Annotated in this window: 21 protein-coding genes and 2 pseudogenes; 10 read left to right on the top strand and 13 right to left on the bottom strand. The window is 58.9% G+C overall.

The annotated features are described in order from the left end of the window. The first annotated feature begins 244 nt into the window (after positions 1-244). The 3 genes from ACSKB9_RS15445 to ACSKB9_RS15435 all read left to right on the top strand — a co-directional run bounded on the left by ACSKB9_RS15445 (position 245) and on the right by ACSKB9_RS15435 (position 3,655). Positions 245-859, top strand: a complete 615-nt coding sequence (locus ACSKB9_RS15445) for an IS3 family transposase (protein WP_438080228.1) — start codon at positions 245-247, stop codon at positions 857-859. Between the two features lie 140 nt (positions 860-999). Continuing rightward, complete coding sequence (locus tag ACSKB9_RS15440; protein ID WP_438074132.1) at positions 1,000-2,832, top strand: hypothetical protein; 1,833 nt, start codon at positions 1,000-1,002, stop codon at positions 2,830-2,832. A gap of 391 nt (positions 2,833-3,223) precedes the next feature. After that, positions 3,224-3,655, top strand: coding sequence for an EamA family transporter (locus ACSKB9_RS15435; protein ID WP_438074131.1), 432 nt, complete (start codon positions 3,224-3,226; stop codon positions 3,653-3,655). Between the two features lie 93 nt (positions 3,656-3,748). Here the strand turns inward: ACSKB9_RS15435 and ACSKB9_RS15430 are convergent, their stop codons facing one another. Then, positions 3,749-4,000 carry a transposase gene (locus ACSKB9_RS15430; protein WP_438080226.1) on the bottom strand — a complete coding sequence of 84 codons (252 nt, stop codon included), beginning with the start codon at positions 3,998-4,000 and terminating at the stop codon, positions 3,749-3,751. Between the two features lie 1,124 nt (positions 4,001-5,124). On the opposite strand from ACSKB9_RS15430, the gene ACSKB9_RS15425 reads away from it, so the two are divergent. The 3 genes and pseudogenes from ACSKB9_RS15425 (at position 5,125) to ACSKB9_RS15415 (ending at position 7,225) form a co-directional block, all read left to right on the top strand. Beyond that, complete coding sequence (locus ACSKB9_RS15425) at positions 5,125-6,456, top strand: UbiA family prenyltransferase (RefSeq protein WP_438080224.1); 1,332 nt, start codon at positions 5,125-5,127, stop codon at positions 6,454-6,456. Between the two features lie 417 nt (positions 6,457-6,873). Next, positions 6,874-7,005, top strand: a pseudogene (locus tag ACSKB9_RS15420) (SDR family oxidoreductase); the annotation flags it as partial. 40 nt (positions 7,006-7,045) lie between these two features. Continuing rightward, positions 7,046-7,225 carry a hypothetical protein gene (locus ACSKB9_RS15415; RefSeq protein ID WP_438074130.1) on the top strand — a complete coding sequence of 60 codons (180 nt, stop codon included), beginning with the start codon at positions 7,046-7,048 and terminating at the stop codon, positions 7,223-7,225. Between the two features lie 63 nt (positions 7,226-7,288). On the opposite strand, the gene ACSKB9_RS15410 is transcribed toward ACSKB9_RS15415, so the two are convergent. Next, positions 7,289-7,921: a hypothetical protein gene (locus tag ACSKB9_RS15410; RefSeq protein ID WP_438074129.1), complete on the bottom strand. Its 633-nt coding sequence runs from the start codon at positions 7,919-7,921 to the stop codon at positions 7,289-7,291. Here ACSKB9_RS15410 and ACSKB9_RS15405 point away from each other — a divergent pair. Then, positions 7,880-8,209, top strand: coding sequence for a hypothetical protein (locus tag ACSKB9_RS15405; RefSeq protein ID WP_438074128.1), 330 nt, complete (start codon positions 7,880-7,882; stop codon positions 8,207-8,209). The two genes, ACSKB9_RS15410 and ACSKB9_RS15405, sit on opposite strands and share 42 nt — an antisense overlap. 95 nt (positions 8,210-8,304) lie before the next feature. Here ACSKB9_RS15405 and ACSKB9_RS15400 read toward each other — a convergent pair whose 3' ends face one another. From ACSKB9_RS15400 to ACSKB9_RS15375, 6 genes are all read right to left on the bottom strand, one after another. Next, positions 8,305-9,006, bottom strand: coding sequence for a hypothetical protein (locus tag ACSKB9_RS15400; protein ID WP_438074127.1), 702 nt, complete (start codon positions 9,004-9,006; stop codon positions 8,305-8,307). After that, a complete protein-coding gene (locus ACSKB9_RS15395) occupies positions 8,954-9,118 on the bottom strand; it encodes a hypothetical protein (protein WP_438074126.1) in 165 nt (54 codons plus the stop codon). Before ACSKB9_RS15395 ends, ACSKB9_RS15400 begins: the two co-directional genes overlap by 53 nt. Beyond that, positions 9,118-9,696, bottom strand: a complete 579-nt coding sequence (locus ACSKB9_RS15390) for an AAA family ATPase (RefSeq protein ID WP_438080222.1) — start codon at positions 9,694-9,696, stop codon at positions 9,118-9,120. The genes ACSKB9_RS15395 and ACSKB9_RS15390 overlap by 1 nt, the downstream gene beginning before the upstream one ends. A gap of 36 nt (positions 9,697-9,732) precedes the next feature. Then, complete coding sequence (locus ACSKB9_RS15385; protein ID WP_438074125.1) at positions 9,733-9,942, bottom strand: hypothetical protein; 210 nt, start codon at positions 9,940-9,942, stop codon at positions 9,733-9,735. A gap of 1,175 nt (positions 9,943-11,117) precedes the next feature. Then, positions 11,118-11,906 carry an amidohydrolase family protein gene (locus ACSKB9_RS15380; RefSeq protein WP_438074124.1) on the bottom strand — a complete coding sequence of 263 codons (789 nt, stop codon included), beginning with the start codon at positions 11,904-11,906 and terminating at the stop codon, positions 11,118-11,120. Between the two features lie 725 nt (positions 11,907-12,631). Beyond that, positions 12,632-12,910: a helix-turn-helix domain-containing protein gene (locus ACSKB9_RS15375; protein WP_438074123.1), complete on the bottom strand. Its 279-nt coding sequence runs from the start codon at positions 12,908-12,910 to the stop codon at positions 12,632-12,634. Between the two features lie 771 nt (positions 12,911-13,681). Here ACSKB9_RS15375 and ACSKB9_RS15370 point away from each other — a divergent pair. Then, the gene (locus ACSKB9_RS15370) at positions 13,682-13,966 is read left to right on the top strand and encodes a DNA -binding domain-containing protein (RefSeq protein WP_438080220.1); all 285 of its coding nucleotides are present in this window, start codon (positions 13,682-13,684) and stop codon (positions 13,964-13,966) included. Positions 13,967-14,338: 372 nt separating this feature from the next. On the opposite strand, the gene ACSKB9_RS15365 is transcribed toward ACSKB9_RS15370, so the two are convergent. The 5 genes and pseudogenes from ACSKB9_RS15365 to ACSKB9_RS15345 all read right to left on the bottom strand — a co-directional run bounded on the left by ACSKB9_RS15365 (position 14,339) and on the right by ACSKB9_RS15345 (position 17,524). Continuing rightward, the gene (locus ACSKB9_RS15365) at positions 14,339-14,620 is read right to left on the bottom strand and encodes a helix-turn-helix domain-containing protein (protein WP_438074122.1); all 282 of its coding nucleotides are present in this window, start codon (positions 14,618-14,620) and stop codon (positions 14,339-14,341) included. 481 nt (positions 14,621-15,101) lie between these two features. After that, positions 15,102-16,011: pseudogene (locus ACSKB9_RS15360) on the bottom strand (LysR family transcriptional regulator). A gap of 384 nt (positions 16,012-16,395) precedes the next feature. Next, complete coding sequence (locus ACSKB9_RS15355; RefSeq protein WP_438074121.1) at positions 16,396-16,653, bottom strand: hypothetical protein; 258 nt, start codon at positions 16,651-16,653, stop codon at positions 16,396-16,398. A gap of 67 nt (positions 16,654-16,720) precedes the next feature. Further along, a complete protein-coding gene (locus tag ACSKB9_RS15350; RefSeq protein ID WP_438074120.1) occupies positions 16,721-17,089 on the bottom strand; it encodes an isocitrate lyase/phosphoenolpyruvate mutase family protein in 369 nt (122 codons plus the stop codon). Between the two features lie 189 nt (positions 17,090-17,278). Next, positions 17,279-17,524: a hypothetical protein gene (locus ACSKB9_RS15345; protein ID WP_438074119.1), complete on the bottom strand. Its 246-nt coding sequence runs from the start codon at positions 17,522-17,524 to the stop codon at positions 17,279-17,281. A gap of 837 nt (positions 17,525-18,361) precedes the next feature. On the opposite strand from ACSKB9_RS15345, the gene ACSKB9_RS15340 reads away from it, so the two are divergent. Both ACSKB9_RS15340 and ACSKB9_RS15335 read left to right on the top strand, forming a co-directional pair. Further along, the gene (locus tag ACSKB9_RS15340; protein WP_438074118.1) at positions 18,362-19,540 is read left to right on the top strand and encodes an ABC transporter ATP-binding protein; all 1,179 of its coding nucleotides are present in this window, start codon (positions 18,362-18,364) and stop codon (positions 19,538-19,540) included. Further along, a complete protein-coding gene (locus ACSKB9_RS15335) occupies positions 19,537-20,499 on the top strand; it encodes a carbohydrate ABC transporter permease (protein WP_438074117.1) in 963 nt (320 codons plus the stop codon). The genes ACSKB9_RS15340 and ACSKB9_RS15335 overlap by 4 nt, the downstream gene beginning before the upstream one ends. The last annotated feature ends 32 nt before the right edge of the window (positions 20,500-20,531 follow it).

Raw genomic sequence — 20,531 nt, 5'->3', positions numbered from 1 at the left:
GCTGGCTTTGGCCATGCTTAGATCGCAATAGCCCATCGCTGGCCGCCGCGGATGTCGAATGATGCGCCGGGACTCGAGAAGGCCGGCATCTCAGGCGACCGCAGCGCACGATTCAGATCAAAGGACCTGTCCTGCATTGCTTAACAGGATCTGATATTTTGCAGCGGAGGAGTCCGCCCGTAGCCGGCATTGGCTGGCGTTAGGCACTTCCGCCACATAATCTTGTCCGACACATAAGGAACGGATCGACTCCGAAGACCTCCTTCACCGGCATCGCCAGCGAGTCCATGCCGCGACGGAAATCGACCTGCTGGCGTCGCGATCCAGATCGACAACCCGGTCGCAGTCCGATCATCGGCCTACCGAGCGGCCGAACCAGAAGTGGATCGCCGACTTCACTTATCTCTGGACAGCCGAGGGATGGCTCTATGTGGCGGCGGTGATCGACCTGTTCTCACGTCGGGTGGTGGGTTGGTCGATGAACGCCGCCATGACGGCTCAGTTGGTGACCGATGCGCTGCTGATGGCGATCTGGCGGCGGGGTAAGCCGGATGCGCTGTTGCACCACTCGGATCAGGGCAGCCCAATACACAAGCGAGCAGTTCCAGAGCCTGATGGCCACCATGGCGTCGTCTGCAGCATGAGCCGTTCCGGCAACGTCTGGGACAATGCGGCGATGGAGAGCTTCTTCTCCTCGCTCAAGACCGAACGCACCGCCAACAAAATCTGCAGCACCAGAGACGAGGCACGCGCTGATGTGTTCGACTACATCGAGAGATTCTACAATACGACCCGCAGGCACTCGACCATCGGCTATCTCAGCCCGGTTGAGTTCGAGCGCAAGGTGGGATTAGCTTAACCCGGTGTCCATCAAACCGGGAGCAGCTCACTTACATTCTACCAACGTTGGGAGGAGATTGCGGGGCTCGGGTCAGCTAGAAGCTCCTTGAGGCTGTCCATTGGAATGAGCCTCCTCTACGAAGCTGTAGGAAGGGGACCATGCCAGGAAACGACTACTTTGACCTCGGCAATTCAGTCTTGCTGGATCGGACGTTGCTGGTTCTGTCCGCCGTAACCACAGCAATCCTTTTCGGTTGGCTGCTATACTACAGCAGTTGCGGTCTCAATCCCGGCGACGAAGGCCTCTACCTCACCTTATTCGCGAACCCATTCCGCTACTCAATCAATGTACCGCCGTCCCTGTTCGGCTTCGTCTATCACTGGCCATACCAGTGGTTAGGCGGCAACGTCGCAGTACTTCGCGTGGCGAATGCCACGCTTACCATGGCGCTGGGCTGGATTCTCAGCTTCCTTGTGATCCGGCGCCTCTGGACAATGGACTGGCCGCATATGGCGGTGCTATCGGCAGGGATCGGCAGCTTGGCGTTGTGCGACTTTCGCAACTGGTGGCTCACTCCCAGCTACTATGCGCTGACCTTTCACTCGCTCTTGATGGTGATGATCGGCTTGCTGCTGGCCGACCGGCAAAGGCGCGTCTGCCAGGTCTTGGGGTGGATATTGGTCGGCATTGGGGGTTGGTGCTGCTTCATGGCCAAGCCGACCACTGCCGTGGCCATTGCCCTCGTCGTTATGCTCTATGTCTTCATTTTGCGCCGAAAGTCGCTGCTGCCCCTGCTTGGCGCGGCGCTGGTCGCTCTCGCTCTACTGATCGTTACCGCTTACTTGATCGATGGTGGCATCGCCGGGCTGGTGGCCCGAATGGTCAACAGTGCTGAGATGGAAATCCTGCTGGGTCAAGGGCACGAGGTGTCTCTCGTGTTTCGGTTCGACCGTCTCCCGGCCAATCGCTCGGAAGTTGCGATCGCTGTGGTACTGGCTATCGCCCTGCTGCTCAGCATTTTCATGGGGGCTGCGCACAAGTTGCTCCCATCGCTGGCTCTCGCTGCGGTCTTGATCGCAACAATATCGATTGCGCTGCTAGGGACCGATCCGATCAGCATCACGCCGTCGATCCTGTTCCTGGTGCCGGCCTTCACATGCCTTGGTACGATGTTCTATCGTGAGGGATTGGTTCTGCGCAACCAAGGTCCCACCAGCGTCGCTCTAACGCTAGCCTTTTTGGCCCTGCCGCACCTGTTCGCACTAGGCTCCAATGTCAATTACTGGTTCTTGGGTGCGAAGGAGGCCTTGTTCTGGACGCTCGCGGTCGTTGCTTTCCTGAGTCCTCTTGCGCAACAGGGACGTAGTGTCGCCATCCTACTGCCCCTGTCGGTGTTAGCACAGTTGCTCGCTGCATCTATCGTCAATAGTGGCATGCTCAAGCCGCTTCGTCAGGTGAAAGATCTTCGCACTTATACCGCTGTCATGTCCATGCCGCGTAGCGGAAAACTGGTGCTGTCGCAGTCGCTCCACGACTATCTGGGCACGGCCAGGGTCCAGGCTCGCGCGGCCGGCCTTGAAGTCGGTACCCCGGTGGTCGATCTCACTGGCTTCTCGCCGAGCCTGCAGTATGTGCTCGAGACGCGAGTGCTTGGTCTACCATGGCTAATCGGGGGATTTCCCGGCAGTAGCGCAGTTGCCGTGGAAGTGCTCGGACTTGAGAGCTGCGCCGATCTAGCCAAAGCATGGGTACTGATCGAGCCAGAGGGCCCGTATCATCTTGACCAAGCTAGCGTCATGGACTCCTTTGGAGCTGGGCAGGCGGATTACGCCGCCGCCGCTACGTTTGACCCTCCCGTCCTAAACGCGGAATACCCCGATTCCTCCACGCAACTTCTCTTCAAGCCCATGCGCCCTCCCGCACTGGCGGAGCAGGCCTGCCGTGAAGCCAGGCGCCAACGGTCGGATAGCCAGAAATGGAGCCGATGGTGAGAGCTGTGATCCTCGTGGTTGGCTTTGGAACCCGAATCTCCGAGCTGCCCAAGCCCATGGGCAAGCCGATTCCGTGGCACATTCTCAAAACCTACTCACACTATAGAATCAATAAGTTCAAGGTCTGCTGCCGTCACAACGGCCGTCTAATTAACGCCAACTAGCCCCCATCAAATCTGGGAGAAAGGATTAGGGCAACAATGTAGGCTCCTTTCGCATATTTAGTGTAGCGATCGTCAATCCACTTTTCTGCGTTTCCGGTGCCCCGTCGTGCGTGGGCGAGCACTTGCTCTTCAGCAGTGTATTCTAAGGAGCCGTACAATTCCTTCAGATAGAATCACCTCATCGGTTGTTTCCGGACCGAGGTAGAAGGCACAGCAGTGGGGCCCGCATGAAATATATCGGTTTCGTGCTCTTTACAGTCCTGACGAACGCCGCCGCGCAGCTGATGCTAAAATACGGCATGATGCAGCTCGGGCCGCTGTCCTTCGCCGGCGTCAACCCAATATTGAAGATACTGCAGATCGTGTTCAGCCCTTGGGTCTTCGTTGGCCTCTCCACCATCATCATCTCCATGACATCCCACCTCTACGTGCTGTCCAAGGTGGAGGTGTCATTTGCATATCCATTCCTCAGCCTTGCCCATGTGGCGATAGCGGTGGTCGCCTATTTCATGTTTCGGGAGGAACTCAACGCGTTCCGCATCGCTGGCATCGGCTTCATCTGCATCGGTACCGTGCTGATCGCCCAGAGCGGCGGCAGCCATGCCGGGACCACGACAACAACTCCGGAAACCGTCAAGGCAAGCGAGTTCATACCATGAGACACATCACTTTCGGCGGGGAGGGCTTCGTCGGTCGCCGTTGGCCGTGAAACTGCTAGCCGATGACGAGGAAGACCTTCACGCCGGAAGGGATCATGCCGAACGCGCTGCCCGGATTACCCGCTGCAAATGCGCCTCGTCGACATCCACGCCGGCGCGCACGACGACATCACCAATGGCAATTTCGATCACTGCATCTGACACACATGCCACCGCGGCTCCGCAACTCGAGTGCCGCGAGCGACAATGCCGCTCGGCTCGAGCATCACGACGCCAAGCGAACAGCTGCGACGGGTGAATGCCGATCCGGCGGGCGATCGCCGATACGCTCGCGCCGGCCTCCAGTGCCTCTGTTACAACTTGCGCCTTGAACTCGTCCGACCAGCGTCGGCGAAGCTGTCGCGGCGCCCCCCTTAAGACGGTCGGCGACCGCTTCGATCATATGGAAGATTCTAGTTCCAGAACCAGGCATAGAAGCTCACATTGGTTCGCAAACTCAGCAGCCGATAGCCGATCATTCACCCTCTCCGCCAGACGGGTCTCTTTGCCGCTTACGACTTACCGGCTTAGTCGTGCTGACCACCATCGACTAGCAGTGGATGCTCATGGCATTATCCGCGGTAAACCGAAAGTCCGTCCGGCGAAGTGATTCTTAGTCCGTCATCTGACAAGGGTACAATCGCTGTCGGGTTGAGAACACTAGCCGCGTGTCGCGAACCACAAGCTCTTCAAAGCTAATCAGAAGCTTAGCCGCATGCCTGATCTCTGGCATGGCGTTTGCTACAAGACCAGCAAGAAGTAAGACGTCGAGTACGCAGATGCCTGAAACGGGTGATGCTCTGCCTCCATAAAACAACTCACTCCGTTATTTGAGAGGGAAGCAAGCTCGCGCTTAATCATTCAGGGATACGGAATAGATTCGGAAATCAGCATGGTGCTGCACATAGTTGTCTGTCCTCCCCGATCAAGGTGGATAGCCGGACTGCAGGCGCGCTTCGCGTGCTTTCGCCCGGAGCGCCTGGCTCGGCGAATTGTGGGCGAGCTGGCGACACGCGGTGCATGGCGTTGTCCCATCTGGTCTAAATACAAGACAAACGTAAACGTGGCGGACTTCGGGTTATCGGAGGTGCCGCCGCCGTAAACACTTGAAGACGGATTATGCACAAACTAGGCTTGACGGGGCGGTTTGCGGTGAATTGCGCCGATCTGAACGAAGAATTGCATTCGTGCGGCCGAAAATGACCTGCTCGATTTCGTCTTCCATGCGAGACTCCCGCTTGGTTCGTTCGACGATTGAAACTGTATCGGCTCTGGGGCACACGTTTGGCCCGAGAATTACTCGACAGGATCTAACGAGCAATGCCAGTTGGAGTAGCCGATTCGAAAGTTCCGCGCGGAAAACCCTTGGTGGTGGATCTGGACGGATCCTTACTTCTTACGGACATGCTGTATGAGTCTTTTTGAACGTCGTGTCTCTTGGATTCCGCGCGACATCTGCAGCGCTGCGGAGCAACGGCAAAGCGGCCTTAAAACATCATTTTGCGCAATCATCGGAGCTGGATTATGCGACGCTCCCTTACAACGCGGATGTTGCAGATTTAATCCAGTCGGTCAAAGCCCAAGGCAGGAGAGTTTACCTCGCTACTGCAGCGAACGCGAAACACGCGAAGGCCATCGCCGATCACTTGGGCGTGTTCGACGGCTGGTTTGCTTCTGACGACCGAACGAATTTGTCGGGAGATCTGAAGGCCAAACTACTGGCAGCTGCGTTCGGTAAGAACGGATTCGATTACCTTGGCAATGGTCCCGCAGATTTACCGGTTTGGGACGTTGCAGACAAGGCCTACGGCGTTGGTCTTTCAAACTCGCTAAAGCGTAGGCTCGCTACTCTCAAAGGCGATAACTACGTCGCATTGGATGATGGGAACGCGGACAGACGGGCGTGGTTCAAAAGTCTTCGGGTGCGCCAATATGTGAAGAATCTCCTCATTTTTATGCCTTTAGCGGCTTCTCATCGATTGGCCTTGGCCGATATCATTGCGAATGTGATCGCCTTTCTGGCTTTTTGCTCTTGCGCATCAGCGGTTTACATTCTCAACGACCTGCTCGATCTCAAGTCTGATCGTTCGCACCCCACCAAGCGTGCTCGCCCATTTGCGAGTGGGCTTCTCCAGCCTCGCACTGGCTTGCTTACCGTGCCGGCGCTGCTCGTATTTTCTCTGGCGTTGGCAATTACAATCTCGCCTGAGTTTCTTGGCGTACTCGTTTGCTACTTTGCGCTAACGAGCGCCTATTCAGTCTATCTCAAACGCAAGATGCTTGTGGACGTATTGACGCTCGCAATACTCTACACGACCCGCATTTTTGCGGGTGGCTTGGCAGTTCAAATACAGGTTTCGGAGTGGCTTTTCAGCTTCTCAATGTTCATTTTCACGTCGCTCGCGCTAATCAAGCGCTACGTTGAACTGGCGACGAGGCTCGACCGCGGCCTCTCGGATCGCTCAGGCCGCGACTACAGGATCAGTGATCTTGATGTCGTTGCCGCTCTGGCTGCTGCAGCTGGGTTGAACGCTGTCACAATCTTTGCGTTCTACGTTACGTCTCCCGATGTACAGATATTGTATCGACACCCGAAGGCACTATGGCTTATCTGTCCAGTTCTTCTCTATTGGATTGGTCGGGCACTCATGGTGGCGCATCGGCGTCTGATGGATGACGATCCGGTCGTCTGGGCGTTGAGAGACCGCACCAGCGCAATAGCTGTCGCATCTATGATCGCGATAGTTATCATCGCCATTTGATGCAGCCAAGATTTCGATGGCACCAAATCCCGCAAGGTCTGTTCTCATCCTGGGCGCCACGTCCGACGTTTCGAGGGCAACGGCCCTTGCCTTCGCTCGGAGACGCTAGACAGTGCGCCTTGCGGAACGCTGGCTGCCTGAACTACCGCGTGAGGCTGCCGACTTTTCGGCTCGCACGGGCAGCCGGGTCACAACCCACCAATTCGACGTACTCGACATCAGGGCATTCGTGTACTTTGTCGACGCATTTCCCGATCTTCCGGACGTCTTCATGTCAGCAGTGGCCCCTTGGTAAGCAACCGCTCGCGCTCAAATTGACCTTGATCATGCTCGAGAGATCATGCGAACAAACTATGAGGGTTCGGCGTTGATCCCCGGCCTTTCTGCGAGCGATTTGCCGCACGCGGGCGCGGGTCCATTGTCGGAATCTCATCCGTTGCAGGAATCCGGGGAAGAGGTTCCAGTTATGTCTACGGTTCCGCAAAAGCAGGGCTGAAAGCGTTTCTTTCGGGTTTACGAAATCGTCTGGCGATCAACGGCAGCAACGTTCACGTGATGACCGTCCAAGCTGGCTTCATACGAACCAGAATTGACCAGCAACATGAGGCTGCCACCGATCCTCACGGCCTTCCCCGCCGAGCTCGGGGAAGCCATGATGAAAGGTCTCGACCGACGCAACGACGTGATTTACGTTCGGTCCATATGGTTCTTTCTGATGCTGATCATTCGCCTGATGCTTGGACAGTTTTTCAAGCAACTTAGGTTGTAGCAAAAGCTATGCAGCGGCGATGGCCGGCGTAGGATCTGACTCGCTCGTTGCCGCGAGAGGCGATTAACGCCCGGTATTTGGCCGGCCCCACCAAGTGTTTATCAGATCTGAGTTCGCTCTGGTGGTGGATTTGCGCCGTTGGCGCGAAGCGGCACTCGGCGGATACACTGAAGACTTGCGGCGTGGACAGGATTGTAGGCGTCTGCAGCTCCGCTTAGCCACCTTTTTGCAGGAGATTGAAGTTGAACGCTCCGCATCCGCATCGCAACGCTTCCTTTTCCCTCGGTTGAGGGCAACGAACAACATTTCATCGCAGGTCTCGCAGACGAATGCGCCGGTAAACGTCCGGAATGCCTTCACCACCGGCGAGAAGTCCTTGTTCTTCAGATCGGCCCATTCGTTGAAATGCACGGCGGTGTTGATCTGCCAGTTCTCATGGCCGGTCCTGGTCCTGGCCTGGCCGAACGCGGTTTCGATCGCGGTGATGCGCTCGACGACATCCTTCTGGTTCCAGGAGTTGGCGGCTACTTTTGCTTTCTTGAGCAAGTCGCCGAGCGTGCTGGTCGCCCTCGGAAGAAGGTCGCCGAGCATGAACTGGGCGTCGCCACGGAATTCCACGCTGGCACGCAGGCGATCGCATGCCACTTTGGCGAAATGCTCAAGATAGTGGCGCAGGAGCGCAGCGGCTGCGCGCACGTCGTTCTTCGCGAGATAACCTTCCAGTTCGGCCCAGACATCGCAGTCGTCCCATTCGGTCGGACCGAAATCTACCGTCTAGGTCCGGAAGTGCGCGAAGTTGCTGCTTTTGATGAGGCCTTCCGTTTTCATGTGTCGCAGCGAGATCTCGTCATGCTTCGTGAAGATGAACTGGGTGTTGGGGAACCTGTCTTTCAGGAGGGCGCATACCTGACGACGGTGGCCGGCGTCGACGGACATCAGCACGTCATCGAGGACAGCGAAGGTAAATTGGCCGCGAGCAGATGATTCATGAGCGCAAGGTAGAGGCAGAGGCTCATGCCGTCTTGATGACCCTCGCTATGATATGCCCCTGGAGGGAAATGCCCGCGCCCGTAGAAAATCTACGTCGAAGCCGAGCTTGCCGATCGAGGGCATGAGCCTTGCGGTGAAAGTGCTTTCGTCATCCTGACTTTTTGGTAATAACTCGCGAATCCCGCCTCGACCTCCTTGTAGATCCTTTCGAGCGCAGCGGTCGGCTCCGGAATCGCGACGATGGTTGCATCGAGGGCCGCCATCGTCGGCTCCAGATCCGGAACGATGTGAATGGCCGCGAGAACCGCGCGCGTGTCTTCGATCGGGAAAAGCTTCTGAAGCTGTTCGTATTGGCCGCGTAGAACGGTCCTGAATTTTGCCAGCTCGGAGGCGTCGATCTTTGGCGATAACAGGCTCGCACAATCGATCATGATCTTAAGCGCTGTGCCGGCGGCGTGAAGCCGGTCAAGTACCGGCTTCAGCTCTGCTTCGAGCGCGGTCCGGCGCTTGCTCACGTCGTCGAAGTGAGCGAGCTTTCGGGCGAGATGATCCTGGAAGACATAGGGCTCGAATGGTGTGTCGCAGACAGGGCATGCCGTTCCATCGTAGAGGTCCAGCGCCGACTTCAGAAGCACTTCGCGCGACAGGCCGGTGAGGCTGTCGGCATCCTTGCCGAGTTCGGCCGCATTGGAATTGGCGGTCGAGCAGGCCTGTCTGAACGCGTCGGTCTGGAGTGCCTCAAGTGCTGCCCTCAGCGTGGCGATCGGCAGCGGCCTGTGCCTTCGGCACACGGCCCGATCCGCTCGTCGTGGTTGCGGTCAGCCCGTCCTTCAGCGACGTGTTGGCGTCGAGCTCCGGCAGAGGGGCCAGCCCGAGAAGTTCACGATGTGGACTGAACCGCATCAAGGACCGACCTCCCCGGTGAGCTGGGCAGTGTCGAGCGCTGCCAGCAGATTTGTGATGGCGTCCTTTTCCGCCCGTTCGAGGCCAGAAAGCTTTTTGGTGCAGGCATTGGCGATTTTCTGCAGGACGCCGCGGAGCTTCTCGATCTCGTCGAGACGGAGAAGCGACTGGACCTCCTTCGCTCGTTGCCCGGGTTTGGAGAGAACATAGCGGATGAGTTCGCGGTGTGAGAGCACAAATTCGGGGTGGAGACCGATGCTCTCGAACGCCGCGGTGACATTCTTGTCGGCAGGCGTGATTTCCGGCACGCTTGCCGATTTCACGGATCGCCGGATCCGGGCCTTCTTGCTGCCGAGCCCGGGAAAAGTGACATCGATTGTAACCGACGCGGCCTCCGGCTTGTTGCGACTGTCGACGTGCGGGCCGTGCGCTCTGACGGAAAGGCCGCCGGTCCCGGCGCCAGCCAAGCGAGAGATGTTGCCGGTCAGGGCGAATTCGATAGCGTCGACGATGCCGCTCTTGCCGGTACCATTCGGTCCGCAAGCAGCGAAGTTCTGGCCCTTGAACTCTAGGGACAGGTCACGGATGCCGCGGAACTCCTATGTCGATCCGGATCATGGCGCATCCGGAAACAGCGTGGCCCGTATGGCGGGTTCGCGGAGGGTGCCTTCTTCAAGTACGACCTTGCGAAGCCCGGGCGCTACTTCGCCGAGATATTCCTCCTTCTCCAGGGCCTGGAAGAACTCGCGAAGAATGGTGGCGGCGACGGACTTGATTTTTGCGGGCGGCTCGGCCGTCTCGGTTTGATTTTCCGTGGTGTCCAAGCTGTTTACCTCGCTACGTGCAAGCGCAATTATTTTGCTCGTCAAAACTCGCCTGGCTGTTCACCAAGCGCCCCGTAAATCGCGCCTGCCAAGCAATTCTGGCGATGTTTATCGTCGAATGTCCTTCGAGTCCTCGTAAATGCGTGGCGCAACTTCATGGCCCCGGCCTCGCACAGACGAGAGCTCCGGGATGATAAGCCGCAGTCTCAGTATCATGCTGCGTAAGCAAAGCGAGACCAGCGTTCGGTTGGAGCGACTGTTGAGACAAAACTCTGTACGGAGCGTACATATCGCAACTCCGTCGTTTGAATGATGAGTTTCAATTTGTACTGAACGCGCCAACGCCCAGCCTGCATCCTCATCTGGTGGCTCTTCACGAATCCGTAAGATCGTATGTCCGCCTCTGCCAGTGAGGTGGCTCGCCCTACACAGGGGTGATCGGGCGATCGGGGTCCCCATCGCAGGAGGACGAGCCTAGGCGGATTGCAGGAAGCGTCGTCGGAGTCGACGTCAGCCAAGCCGAGAAATGCCGGCGCGATTGCGGACGCAGGCCGGGAGGGAGGTTCGCTTCTTCGGTGAAGTCGATGCCTCGGCCGTCAAATGCGCCGCGTCATAGTGCGGTTCGCCAGCCGGTTTGACCGCGTCCACTTCTGTTGTGAGGCCGGCCCGACCGGCTGCGGCCCTCATCGTCTTGTCCGGTTTCTTGGCCACGAATGCACGCTAGTGGCGCCATCGCTGATGCAGAGAAGCCGGGCGAGCGGTTGAAGACGAATCGCCCGCGCCGTTTCTCTCGCCCGGTTGCTGCCCGCCGGCGTACCGACGGCGTTCCCGATGAAGGCGACGAGGCGATGCAGGAATTTCGTTTGCGCCCGCGTGACAGCGGTTGAGGCGCTCGGGGCTCACCGGCAGCCAGTGAGGGCCTTCATGCTCAGTACGAGCGTACCTGTCCTCGCAAGAAGAGCTGGACGATGCGCTGCGCAGGGAAGGAGTTCGACGAGTTTCGCGCACATGGTCCCGTCGACCTCATGTGCTAGCGCTTCGCCCGCGGCGCACCGCGACCAGGTCCGGGCTGAAACAGCGCAATCATGTCGCTCCCGCGCGCCGCTTTTTGCGGTCTATGGTGCAGGTAAGTGCGGTGTCTTTGCTGATGGACCAGCTCGCTCTGTCGGCTTTCCTCAAGTACACAGGTCCTGGTTGCGGTTGGGGAAACCGTAGAGGGCAGCAGGGGTCTCGCCGAGAATCCTTCCTCTGGCGTCCCGGTCCGGGATGAGCTCCTCAAGCCAGTTCAGCGTCTGCGGATAGGATGGCGCATATGCGTGAGCGGCCGTCAGGTGCGGCCATTCCGACCCCCAGAGTAGTTGTTCCGGCCCGAGCTCCTGGAGAAGCCTGCTCGCCGCGGCCTTGGCCCAATCGTCTGGAACGCGTCCGATCCCGGACAATTTCACCCATACCTCAGCGCCAGCAGCAAGTGCCAGAAGGCGGTCTAGTAGCTGATCACAACAGGCGGGATGAAAGGCACCCTGCGCAAGTCCGAAGTCCCGGAACACGAGTCGATGACCGTCAGCCAGCAGTTGTTCTGCGACACCCTCTCGCCCTTTGATCCCACCGGAGATTTCGAGGTGGAAGCCCAGCTGAAGGGCAGCTTCAAGCGATTCTGCCATTGCATCGGGATCGTCAAGGGTGAGCGTCAAACCCGTGGCACCTGATCGGCTCCACTCCTCCAGGACCCCGGGCTCAACCGGTTGCAGGAGGGGCGGAACGACTTTCACAGGCATTCGGGCCTGCTTTGCCTGGGCAAACAACTCCGTCGGGTCTCCGCACAGGAAAGCTGGTTGGACCAGTACCAGGCCGGTGATCGCACAGTCTTGTGCAGCGCTCTCCAATCGTTCCAGCGAGCCGTCGATGAAGGGTGCCGTCAGGCGGGCCTCCTGGCGGAACGCGTGGACCTCGCAGTCGATCCTCATGGCGCGCCCTCACCAAAGACGGCAACCGACGAGCGGCCTGCCAACTCGCAATTCACTCGAAAGCAGGTAATCGACGGCTGCTCGACCGTCGTAGACACTTTCCAGTTTCTGCTCAAGCGTCCGACGGACGACGTCACGCGGCGCGTCGAGGTCATGGCGCTCAGGAAGATCATGTCGACAGGGCCGCATCTCGGGATGGAATGTTCGCGCGGCATTGCTGCAGGCCCTTCTCGATGCTCACTTGGCTATTTGCCCACGATTTCCATCCTGAGCATATTTCCCTTAGCGCGAGGCGGGAGCAGGACAACGCCGCCTGGAGATAGGAGATAAAATTGTTCGTACGGTTCGGACGAATTGAAATGCGGGTTCTGCATGTCAGGTGCAAGTCTCGCAAGACTTGAACCTGGTGAAGCTCAAGTGCCCGTCCGTGATGCCAGCGCAATTTCTCCAGCTCGCGAACCAGCCAGCCGGAAATCAATATCTGTCGCTAGGATGTCCGGGCAACACCTCCTTTCGACTGAGCGGCGTCATCATTGGGCAATGGATCCAAGTTGGACAAAGTAGAGGGCTGTGAGGTGCTTAATCGAGCGAGCCGTTCTCCTTGCGCAGTTCTGCATATTTATGCCCCGCGAGTTGCACAACATTCAAATCAAGCAGAACGGCTCTCCGGGTTGTTACGGGCCGGTGCCGTAAAGTGCCTCTGTAACGCCTCCCGTGTGAGAGTGCTATTTCTTCTTGCCTGAACGCATCGGCCTTCGACCTCTTGGCAAGGCCCTGGGGGGCGGCGCGCCTTCCGGAGGTTCGATAAATAATTCCGACAAATGGACACCCAGTATTCCGGCAATACGTTCAAGAAGATCGATTGTCGGGTTCTTCTTCTGGTTCTCGATGCCGTTCATATAGGAACGATCAATCTGCGCGTCGTAAGCCAGTTGCTCTTGCGGAATACCGCGCTGTCCGCGGATGCGGAGCACATTCCAGGCCACAAGCGCACGAGCTTTCATGCGCCCAAGCAGCCATTTGGCCGTCTATCAAACCACTGGCTATAACCGACGTATTACGCTAAGTTCGTCCAGAAAGCAGATGAACTATCGCTACGCGCAAGCTTCATTGAAAAAGCCGGCAATATCCGGATCTCACGTTGAACGCGCCAGATGAGTCAATTCCTGACGATCTATGGCAGGCGCATCTGATGACCCTCTGGCGACTGCTTGATGTGAAAGCCCACCGTGCCGACTGCAAGTAAGCCGCCCGGATCGTCCGGCACATTGTTCCAGATTGCCGGCCTGCGCGCGCTTGCGAAACGTTCAACAGACATTTTGCCCGAGTCAAATGGATACTCGACCGCAAATATCGCGCGTGCTCGCGGCGAGGCAGCCAGAATGGCAGATCGATCATCTGGAGCTCGTCCTTGAGCAGGCTCTTCCCCGCCCGGGTACACCGCGCAGCCAAAGCATCGATCGGCAACCAGGCACGTCATTGCTGGCGAGGCCACACAGGGCGATTCTTTATGGCAACGGGGACCAAAACCGACGATCGCCGGGCGGAAGGTTCGATTTCGTTATCAGCGATATGGATGGCGACCAGATGTACTCCGATGCGTGAGCGAAATGGGGGCAAACGGGGAAGACGCCTCGCTTGGGATTCCGTTGCCGGCCGTTGCTCGACAGGGAGGATATTTTTGTCGACCGCGACGATCGGTTCCCTACGAAAGGGCTCTGAATACCGCTACAGTCGCCCGGATTAAAGCTTTTCCGGTTTTGCAGGATTTTCAGATAGTGTCGTCCGATCCCAAAGTCGCAGATGTAGCACCCAACGCTCCCGAGCTCACGGGCTACGATGAGCAACACGCTGTCACTTACATACGTCTCCTCGATGCCGAAGCCGATAACGCTGACTGGCGCGAGGTCGCACGCATTGTGCTTTGTATTGATCCGGCGCTTGAGCCTGATCGCGCACGCCGCGCTTTCGACAGCCATCTGGCTCGTGCCAGATGGGTTGCGCGCCACGGCTACCGCGGCCTCCTGCGCCGAGGTCGGCCGACGAGTGATAATCAATGAACGTTAGACGTTTGGACAACTTCTCCGGGTTCAATCCCGTACGTGGACCGTTCCATCAAGCACCTGGATCAATCTGGATTTCGGCATCAGGAAATTGTCTGGTCTGGCGCGCTACAATTTTCTTGCGTAAATGCGCCCGGAAAGACCTTCGCGGGACACTGGCTCTGGTCCTGGTATGTGAGACGCCTTTGCTTGCCGCCGATTGCTTCAGTCCCAGGATTGGGGCAGGGCGCGGTTCCAGCCCAGGGCGGACAAGCGGGATGGTTATCATCCGTCCGAAAGAAGCGGTAAACGTCATCCAGCCGGCGAGATCGTCACCCCCAGTTTGCAGCCAGACGCCCGTCGTCAGCGCCCGGCCATGACGTGAGGGCGCTATTTCTTCTTGCGGGGACGACGGGCCGGCTTGCGCCCCTTGCGCAAGGTTGCGGGAGCGGTGGCACCTTTTGGAGGTTGAACAAAGAACTCGGATAAATGAACATCCAGCGTTTCAGCGATGCGATCGAGAAGGTCGATCGTCGGGTTCGCCGATTGCCGCTCGAGACCGCTCATATAGGAACGATCAACCCCGGCATCGTAAGCCAGTTGCTCTTGCGGAATGCCGCGATCTACGCGGATCCGGCGCACATTCCAAGCCACAAGCGCACGAGCTTTCATGCGCCAAGGCAGCCATTCGGATGGCCATCAAACCACGGGCTATAGCCGAACTATTGTTGTCGGCCTCGCGGACAACGCGGATGAGCAGGATCCGTGCGCAAGAACACGAAGGCTCCGGCGTTCCGTATCTGATAATGAGGTCATGGACCGGCTGCATGCTACCGCCTGGCCGCCGTGCCCGGCTTGATCCGGTCCATGATTGTGGAGACATCGGCCTTGCGCTGCTCATGCGGCTTCAGATGATCAGGATGCGGCCGCTGTTGCGTGGATGTACCGACATCGCCCGGGGAAGGGCCGTGCCGATGACGCGCGATGAGCAGCCTCTGATGAGGTCCAGGCCTCTGCGCAAGCCTGCTATCTGGAGCCGGCGGGCTGCTTGCGCATTCCGCCTGCCTCAAACGGCAAGGAACCTCATCACGTTGAGTTATCAAGCTTACATCCTGGCCATCGATCCAGGTTCCGATGTCGCCGAAAGGCGCGATCAGTTGAGTTCTGCAATCGCGGCCTTTTTGCAGAGCCGGGCGACCCAGCGGCAAAACGCGCGGGCGATTTCTGGATTGTCACTCCGGTCCACCGCATAGGCGCGATACTGCATGCCACTGGGAGTACGCGATCCGGGTATCACGTGCAGCGCGCCTCCGCGCACCAGATCGCTGACGATAATTTCGGGTACGACCAGCAGGCATTTTCCAGTCATGACAGCTGGCAGGGCAAGGTAGTTGTGGTCGTATCGCGCCCCCGACGTCATGTCGTTTGCGGTCAAATTCATTGCTCTCAGCCATATCGGCAGTATGTCCGGCCGGGAAGTGACGTTCAGAATGGGCATTGAACGAACGATCGAGAGCGTCTTTCCTGCGACATGGTTTGGTGAGCCCACGCATACGAGTGTCTCGTTGTGGAGCTCCCGAGTCGTCGGCCGGTTCAATGACGGTAAGATCGCGGGTAATCAGGATGTCGAAATTGTCGGATGATGTCGGTGGCGACAATGAACTGATCACGTCCACGATGACGCCATCCATCTCGGCAGAAAAGGACTGGAGATTTGAAATCAGAAACGAGTAGGCAAAGGTCGAAAGCGACGTGCGGACCACAATCCGGTTCGTCTCCGACCGGTTGCGTCGCCGCATCCTCTTCGTCGTGAAACAGACCGTATCAAGCGGTTCGGCAACGGTATTGGCAAAAAGCCTTCCGAACTCCGTCAACTGGCTTCCCCGGCCCCTCCGTTCCACGAGGTCTGTACCGAGATAGTCCTGTAACACAGCCAGATAGCGGCTGACGGAGCTCTGGGTCGTCCCCAACGCGCTGGCCGCACGCGTTACACTTCCTTCCCGCGCAATGGTCACAAACACCCGGATTGCGTTGAGGGGTACTTCATCCTGTTCGGCGGCCATCTTCTGATCCGGTAGCATCTGGAATGTGGTTGCACGGGCGGCCTTTGCCAAGAACAAATGCTTCATCACATTATTCGATGAGTATGGTCGGAGTCCTGCTTATCAATGCTGTCTCGCGCGTAAAAGCTGCATCTCTGTACGATTCGTGCAGTTTGGCCCGCTGTTACAATCGTGGAGACCATTTTCGCGATGCGTATCCTGCCTCGGCGCCGGGCGTGATATCGGCCGTCGCTGTTTCCGGATTCGACAGCGCGCCACTTTCACCAGGACGAGGCCCGATTGTTTACATGGTTTCAGGCGGGCAGGGGTGGAGTCCGGGTGAAGGCCCGTGCGCCCGGCACTCTTTCAGGATCTTGCTGGTCACCGGGGATTTCAGGCCAATGCTCAACGAAGGAAGCGGGCTTCAGCCGCCTTGATCTCTTCGGTACGCTGAAGTCGGAAGATCTCCTCAACTGGGAGAATATCCTTATGGACGTTGTGGACGCCGCCATCGGCGATGATCCGGCGGAAGGTCTCCTGCATGCAGGTTGCCGCAGCGCGGATGCAGTAGTTGCCGTAGATCATCATGCGGATATTGCCGAGCGCCCTGGCCCGGCTGGCGTCGAGGTCCGGGTAGGCATTCGGTACGACCACCAGCGGCACCGGCCCGGCCCAGGCGCGCGAAAAGCTCTCGATCTCGGAAGGGTCCTTCTTTTCGAATGGATCAGAATCATGTCGGCTCCAGCCTCTGCGTAGGCCTGCGAGCGATGCAGGGCTTCCGTTTCCCCAGACCTGCAATCAATGCTTCGGTGCGGGCAATGACGAGAAAATCCGCGTTGTGTCTTGTCGCGACAGCGGCCTCGATCTTGCCCTGGAATTCCTCAACGCGCAGCAGTTCCTGCCGACCACCGGCAACAAGGCTTGTGACCTTGGGAAACGTCTTGTCCTCGATGACGACTGCGCTGGCGCCCGCCCGCTCATATTCGCCGATCGCATGGATGACGTTGATCGCATTGCCGTACCCCGTATCGATGTCAGCAACGATCGGCAGCGTCGTGCGTCCGGCAATCGCCCGCAGCATATCGAGATGGTGCGTCATCGAGATCAGAACTCATATCCGCGAGCCCGTAAAGCGCTGCCAGTTCGAAGCCAGAGGCCCACAGGCCATCAAATCCGGCTTCTTCGGCGAGAATTGCGGAAAGAGGACTGTGGGCGGCCATGATGTGGACAAGACCGGTCTCGGCCATGCGGGCGCGGAGGCGTCTGGCTGGGCACATGATGAAATCTTTCAGGGCAGAGGCGCGCCGGCGGCAATGTTGCGTTGGTGGATACAACCGGGCGCATGGCACCGGTTGAAGCTCTTGCAGATGACTTCGCGTAGCGGGTTGATCCCGCCGGCCTGTCTGCATGGGATGCGCTCAGGGCGGATCGCCGCGAAGCCTGTTTCGCAGACGCAGCCGGCGAGGTCGAAATCGTCGGCACCCTGACCGGGCGCGATGGTATCGGCGTCCCGGTCGCGCAGCAGCTCCCTCATTGTTCTGGTTTCAGAGGAGCGGAAGGAATCGAGCCGTGCTGCATGAAGAAACAAGACAGGGTACCTGGAGAAGTCAAAGTGATCGTTCGATGGTTTCTACCCGCTCCCGGACGGGACAGCCAATCGGGCTATCGCATTTCTGGATCAATCAATCGAAAGTTGCGGCATTTGACGCGTATCTCCGCTCAGATCGTCCTTGCTAACTTGGACCGTCGAGTCGTCGGGCGCGTCCCTCAGCCGTACCGCAGTGCGGATGCGCATCGTGCAGCGCCGTTGGCACAGAGTCCGGTCCGAACCGAACCGATAGTACAAGCTCTCGCGACGTCGAAGCTGTCGGTTGTTGATGGACGATGAGTTGATAGCCGCGTCGCCTCTCCTGGATGGATTGTCCAGGGCCTGAAATACAAAATAGGGGGAGAGGTGACGCGCGCTGTGCGCACTTGTCAGGTTCGCGGCCGTCGCAGTGCGGACTTGGCGCAGACCAGGATCGGGCCGGACACTGGGCAAAGACCGACGAAAAGTGGCTCATTGTTTCGGCCGTAAATCCGGATTTGTCAGTCGCGGCAGGTTTCCGGTTCAGCGCAAATGCTCCTGTCCGAAAAACTCCAGAGGTATCGGCCCCTCGCCGTGCGTCGCTGTTCGCGCAGATGCATACCGCATCGAGCGGTGCCTGGTTTTCTCCAGGGAGTCGTTGAACTGCCTGAAGGTCGCTATCGCATCTTTCGAAGTTCTTATCGAGTTATTCGATGGGTGTCATCCAGCCGTAGCAGTCCGCGTCTTGAAGTCGTCCCAACCTGGCGAACACGTCAGGTTTCAAGATGGTCTGGAGCGACAGCTATGGCATCCGTGCTGATTGACGGCATCCGGAAGAACTATGGCCCGACGTCCGTCCTGCGCGATGTGTCGCTCTCGATTGCGGACGGTGAGTTTCTGACCCTGCTGGGGCCATCGGGATGCGGGAAGTCGACGCTGCTGCGTATCCTGGCAGGGCTCGAGGTGCAGGACGCAGGCTCGATTTCGATCGGCGAGCGGGCAGTAGATGGACTGCGGCCAAAGCTGCGGGATGTCGCGATGGTGTTTCAGTCCTACGCGCTCTATCCCCATATGACGGTCGCTTCCAACATGGGGCTGCCGCTCCGGATGCGCCGGCTCTCGGCCCTCCAGAGGTTTCCTCTTCTCGGTGGTCTGATGCCAGGACGAGGGCGGATCGCAGCCGGGATCGATGCGGAAGTGACCCGGACAGCCAGCTCCCTTGGCATCGGCCACCTGCTGGGCCGCAAGCCGGGGCAGCTTTCCGGTGGCCAGCGGCAGCGCGTGGCGGTCGGGCGGGCAATGGTGCGCCATCCCGCCGTATTCCTGATGGATGAGCCGCTGTCCAATCTTGACGCCGGGCTGCGGGTGCAGATGCGTGCAGGGATCAAGGAGCTCCACCGGAGGCTCAGCGCCACCTTCGTCTATGTCACGCATGACCAGGCCGAGGCCATGACGCTCTCGGATCGCGTTGCGGTGATGCTCGATGGCGAGTTGCTGCAGGTCGCTCCGCCGCAGGACATCTATGCGGATCCCGATGACAGACGTGTTGCCGAATTCATCGGTGCGCCGAAGATCAACATGCTAGATGGCGTCGTGCGCGAGCACGGCCTGATCGATGTTGCCGGATCCACGCTCGCGATTCAGGTCGACGCTCTCGCCGGCGTGCCTCTCACGCTTGGTATTCGCCCGGAGGCTTTCCAGCTCGCCGAACATGGCGGTTCAGGCGTCCTGAGCGGTTCCGTGCGTCTGATCGAGCATATGGGATCCGATCTCTTCGTGCATCTCGACCTGCCGGACATAGACCACCCGTTGATCGCAAGACTATCGGCCGGACGGGCACCCCGGATCGCCCCGGGGCAGACCCTGCATCTCGGCATCCGCTCCGATCGCGTGCTTCTCTTTACCCGCGATGGACGGCGGTTGCGCCGGGATGTCGAGGCTGGCCGTGCACCCCTCGCAGCGATCCGGGAGATTGCCTCATGAAAGAATTTCCTGCGCGTTCCGGCGCTGCCCTCGAGCGGTCCGCAGCAGGTCGCCTTCGCACGTGGCTCCCCACGTCACGCGGGTGGGCTCCGGCGGAAGCGCTGGCGGCCTGGACGCTGGCCGGGCCCGCCGTGTTGTTCCTGCTCGTCCTGTTCCTTCTGCCGGTGACGGGCGTCTTCGTCATTGCGTTCACCGACTGGCAATTCGGGGCGCGGTCGCTTTCCTTCGTCGCCCTCGCAAACTTCCGCGAGGTTTTTTCTGACGCCGGCTTCAGGGCCTCGCTTCTCAATACGATCTTCTACGTTCTGACCGTCGTGCCCGGTACTGTTGTGTCCGGTCTTCTGATCGCGCTGCTCATCGAAGGCGGCAAATCCTGCCGCTCCTTTTACCGTGCCATTCACTTCCTGCCCTTCATGGCGACGATCACTGCCATGGCGATCGCCTGGGAAGCGCTGCTGCACCCCACGATCGGCCTCGTCAACCATGCGCTCGCCGCTCTCGGCCTGCGGGCTGGCAACTGGCTGCGGGACGAGAATACGGCGCTCCCGGTGCTCGCGTCCATCGGGATCTGGCAGAACCTTGGCTACGCCATGGTGCTGTTCCTCGCCGGACTCAAGAGCATTCCGCAGGACCTCTATGATGCAGCCGATATCGATGGTGCAGATCACGGGTTCGACCGGCTGCGTACGGTCACACTGCCGATGCTCGGGCCCGTCTCGATGTTCGTCGTCATTGTCGTGGCGCTGAAGGCGTTCGAAACTTTCGATACCGTGAAAGTGCTGACGCAGGGAGGGCCCGGCCACGCCTCCGAAGTGCTGCTCTACACGCTGTACCGCGAGAGCTTCGAGTATCTGCACACCGGATATGGCGCCGCCGTTGCCGTCGTCTTTCTCGCCATCGTCGTGACGCTTACGCTGGTTCAGGCCCGCGCCATGGACCGAACGGTGCATTACCAATGAGCGTCATCACGTCCAGCAGCCACCGGTCGCGG

Source organism: Bradyrhizobium sp. BR 1433 (genome assembly GCF_051547665.1).
Classification (GTDB): domain Bacteria; phylum Pseudomonadota; class Alphaproteobacteria; order Rhizobiales; family Xanthobacteraceae; genus Bradyrhizobium; species Bradyrhizobium australafricanum.
The sequence above is the reverse complement of the archived record's forward strand: the minus strand, read 5'-3'. Positions and strand labels throughout refer to the sequence as shown.

What these genes read in the sequence shown, in the direction of transcription:
- ACSKB9_RS15365 (WP_438074122.1), bottom strand. Translation starts at nt 14,620, where the DNA reads ATGAAAGCTCGTGCGCTTGTGGCTTGGAATGTGCGCCGGATCCGCGTA.
- ACSKB9_RS15345 (WP_438074119.1), bottom strand. Translation starts at nt 17,524, where the DNA reads ATGAGGGAGCTGCTGCGCGACCGGGACGCCGATACCATCGCGCCCGGT.
- ACSKB9_RS15395 (WP_438074126.1), bottom strand. Translation starts at nt 9,118, where the DNA reads ATGCGGTTCAGTCCACATCGTGAACTTCTCGGGCTGGCCCCTCTGCCG.
- ACSKB9_RS15440 (WP_438074132.1), top strand. Translation starts at nt 1,000, where the DNA reads ATGCCAGGAAACGACTACTTTGACCTCGGCAATTCAGTCTTGCTGGAT.
- ACSKB9_RS15435 (WP_438074131.1), top strand. Translation starts at nt 3,224, where the DNA reads ATGAAATATATCGGTTTCGTGCTCTTTACAGTCCTGACGAACGCCGCC.
- ACSKB9_RS15340 (WP_438074118.1), top strand. Translation starts at nt 18,362, where the DNA reads ATGGCATCCGTGCTGATTGACGGCATCCGGAAGAACTATGGCCCGACG.
- ACSKB9_RS15335 (WP_438074117.1), top strand. Translation starts at nt 19,537, where the DNA reads ATGAAAGAATTTCCTGCGCGTTCCGGCGCTGCCCTCGAGCGGTCCGCA.
- ACSKB9_RS15380 (WP_438074124.1), bottom strand. Translation starts at nt 11,906, where the DNA reads ATGAGGATCGACTGCGAGGTCCACGCGTTCCGCCAGGAGGCCCGCCTG.
- ACSKB9_RS15375 (WP_438074123.1), bottom strand. Translation starts at nt 12,910, where the DNA reads ATGAAAGCTCGTGCGCTTGTGGCCTGGAATGTGCTCCGCATCCGCGGA.
- ACSKB9_RS15350 (WP_438074120.1), bottom strand. Translation starts at nt 17,089, where the DNA reads ATGACGCACCATCTCGATATGCTGCGGGCGATTGCCGGACGCACGACG.
- ACSKB9_RS15405 (WP_438074128.1), top strand. Translation starts at nt 7,880, where the DNA reads ATGCTCAAGATAGTGGCGCAGGAGCGCAGCGGCTGCGCGCACGTCGTT.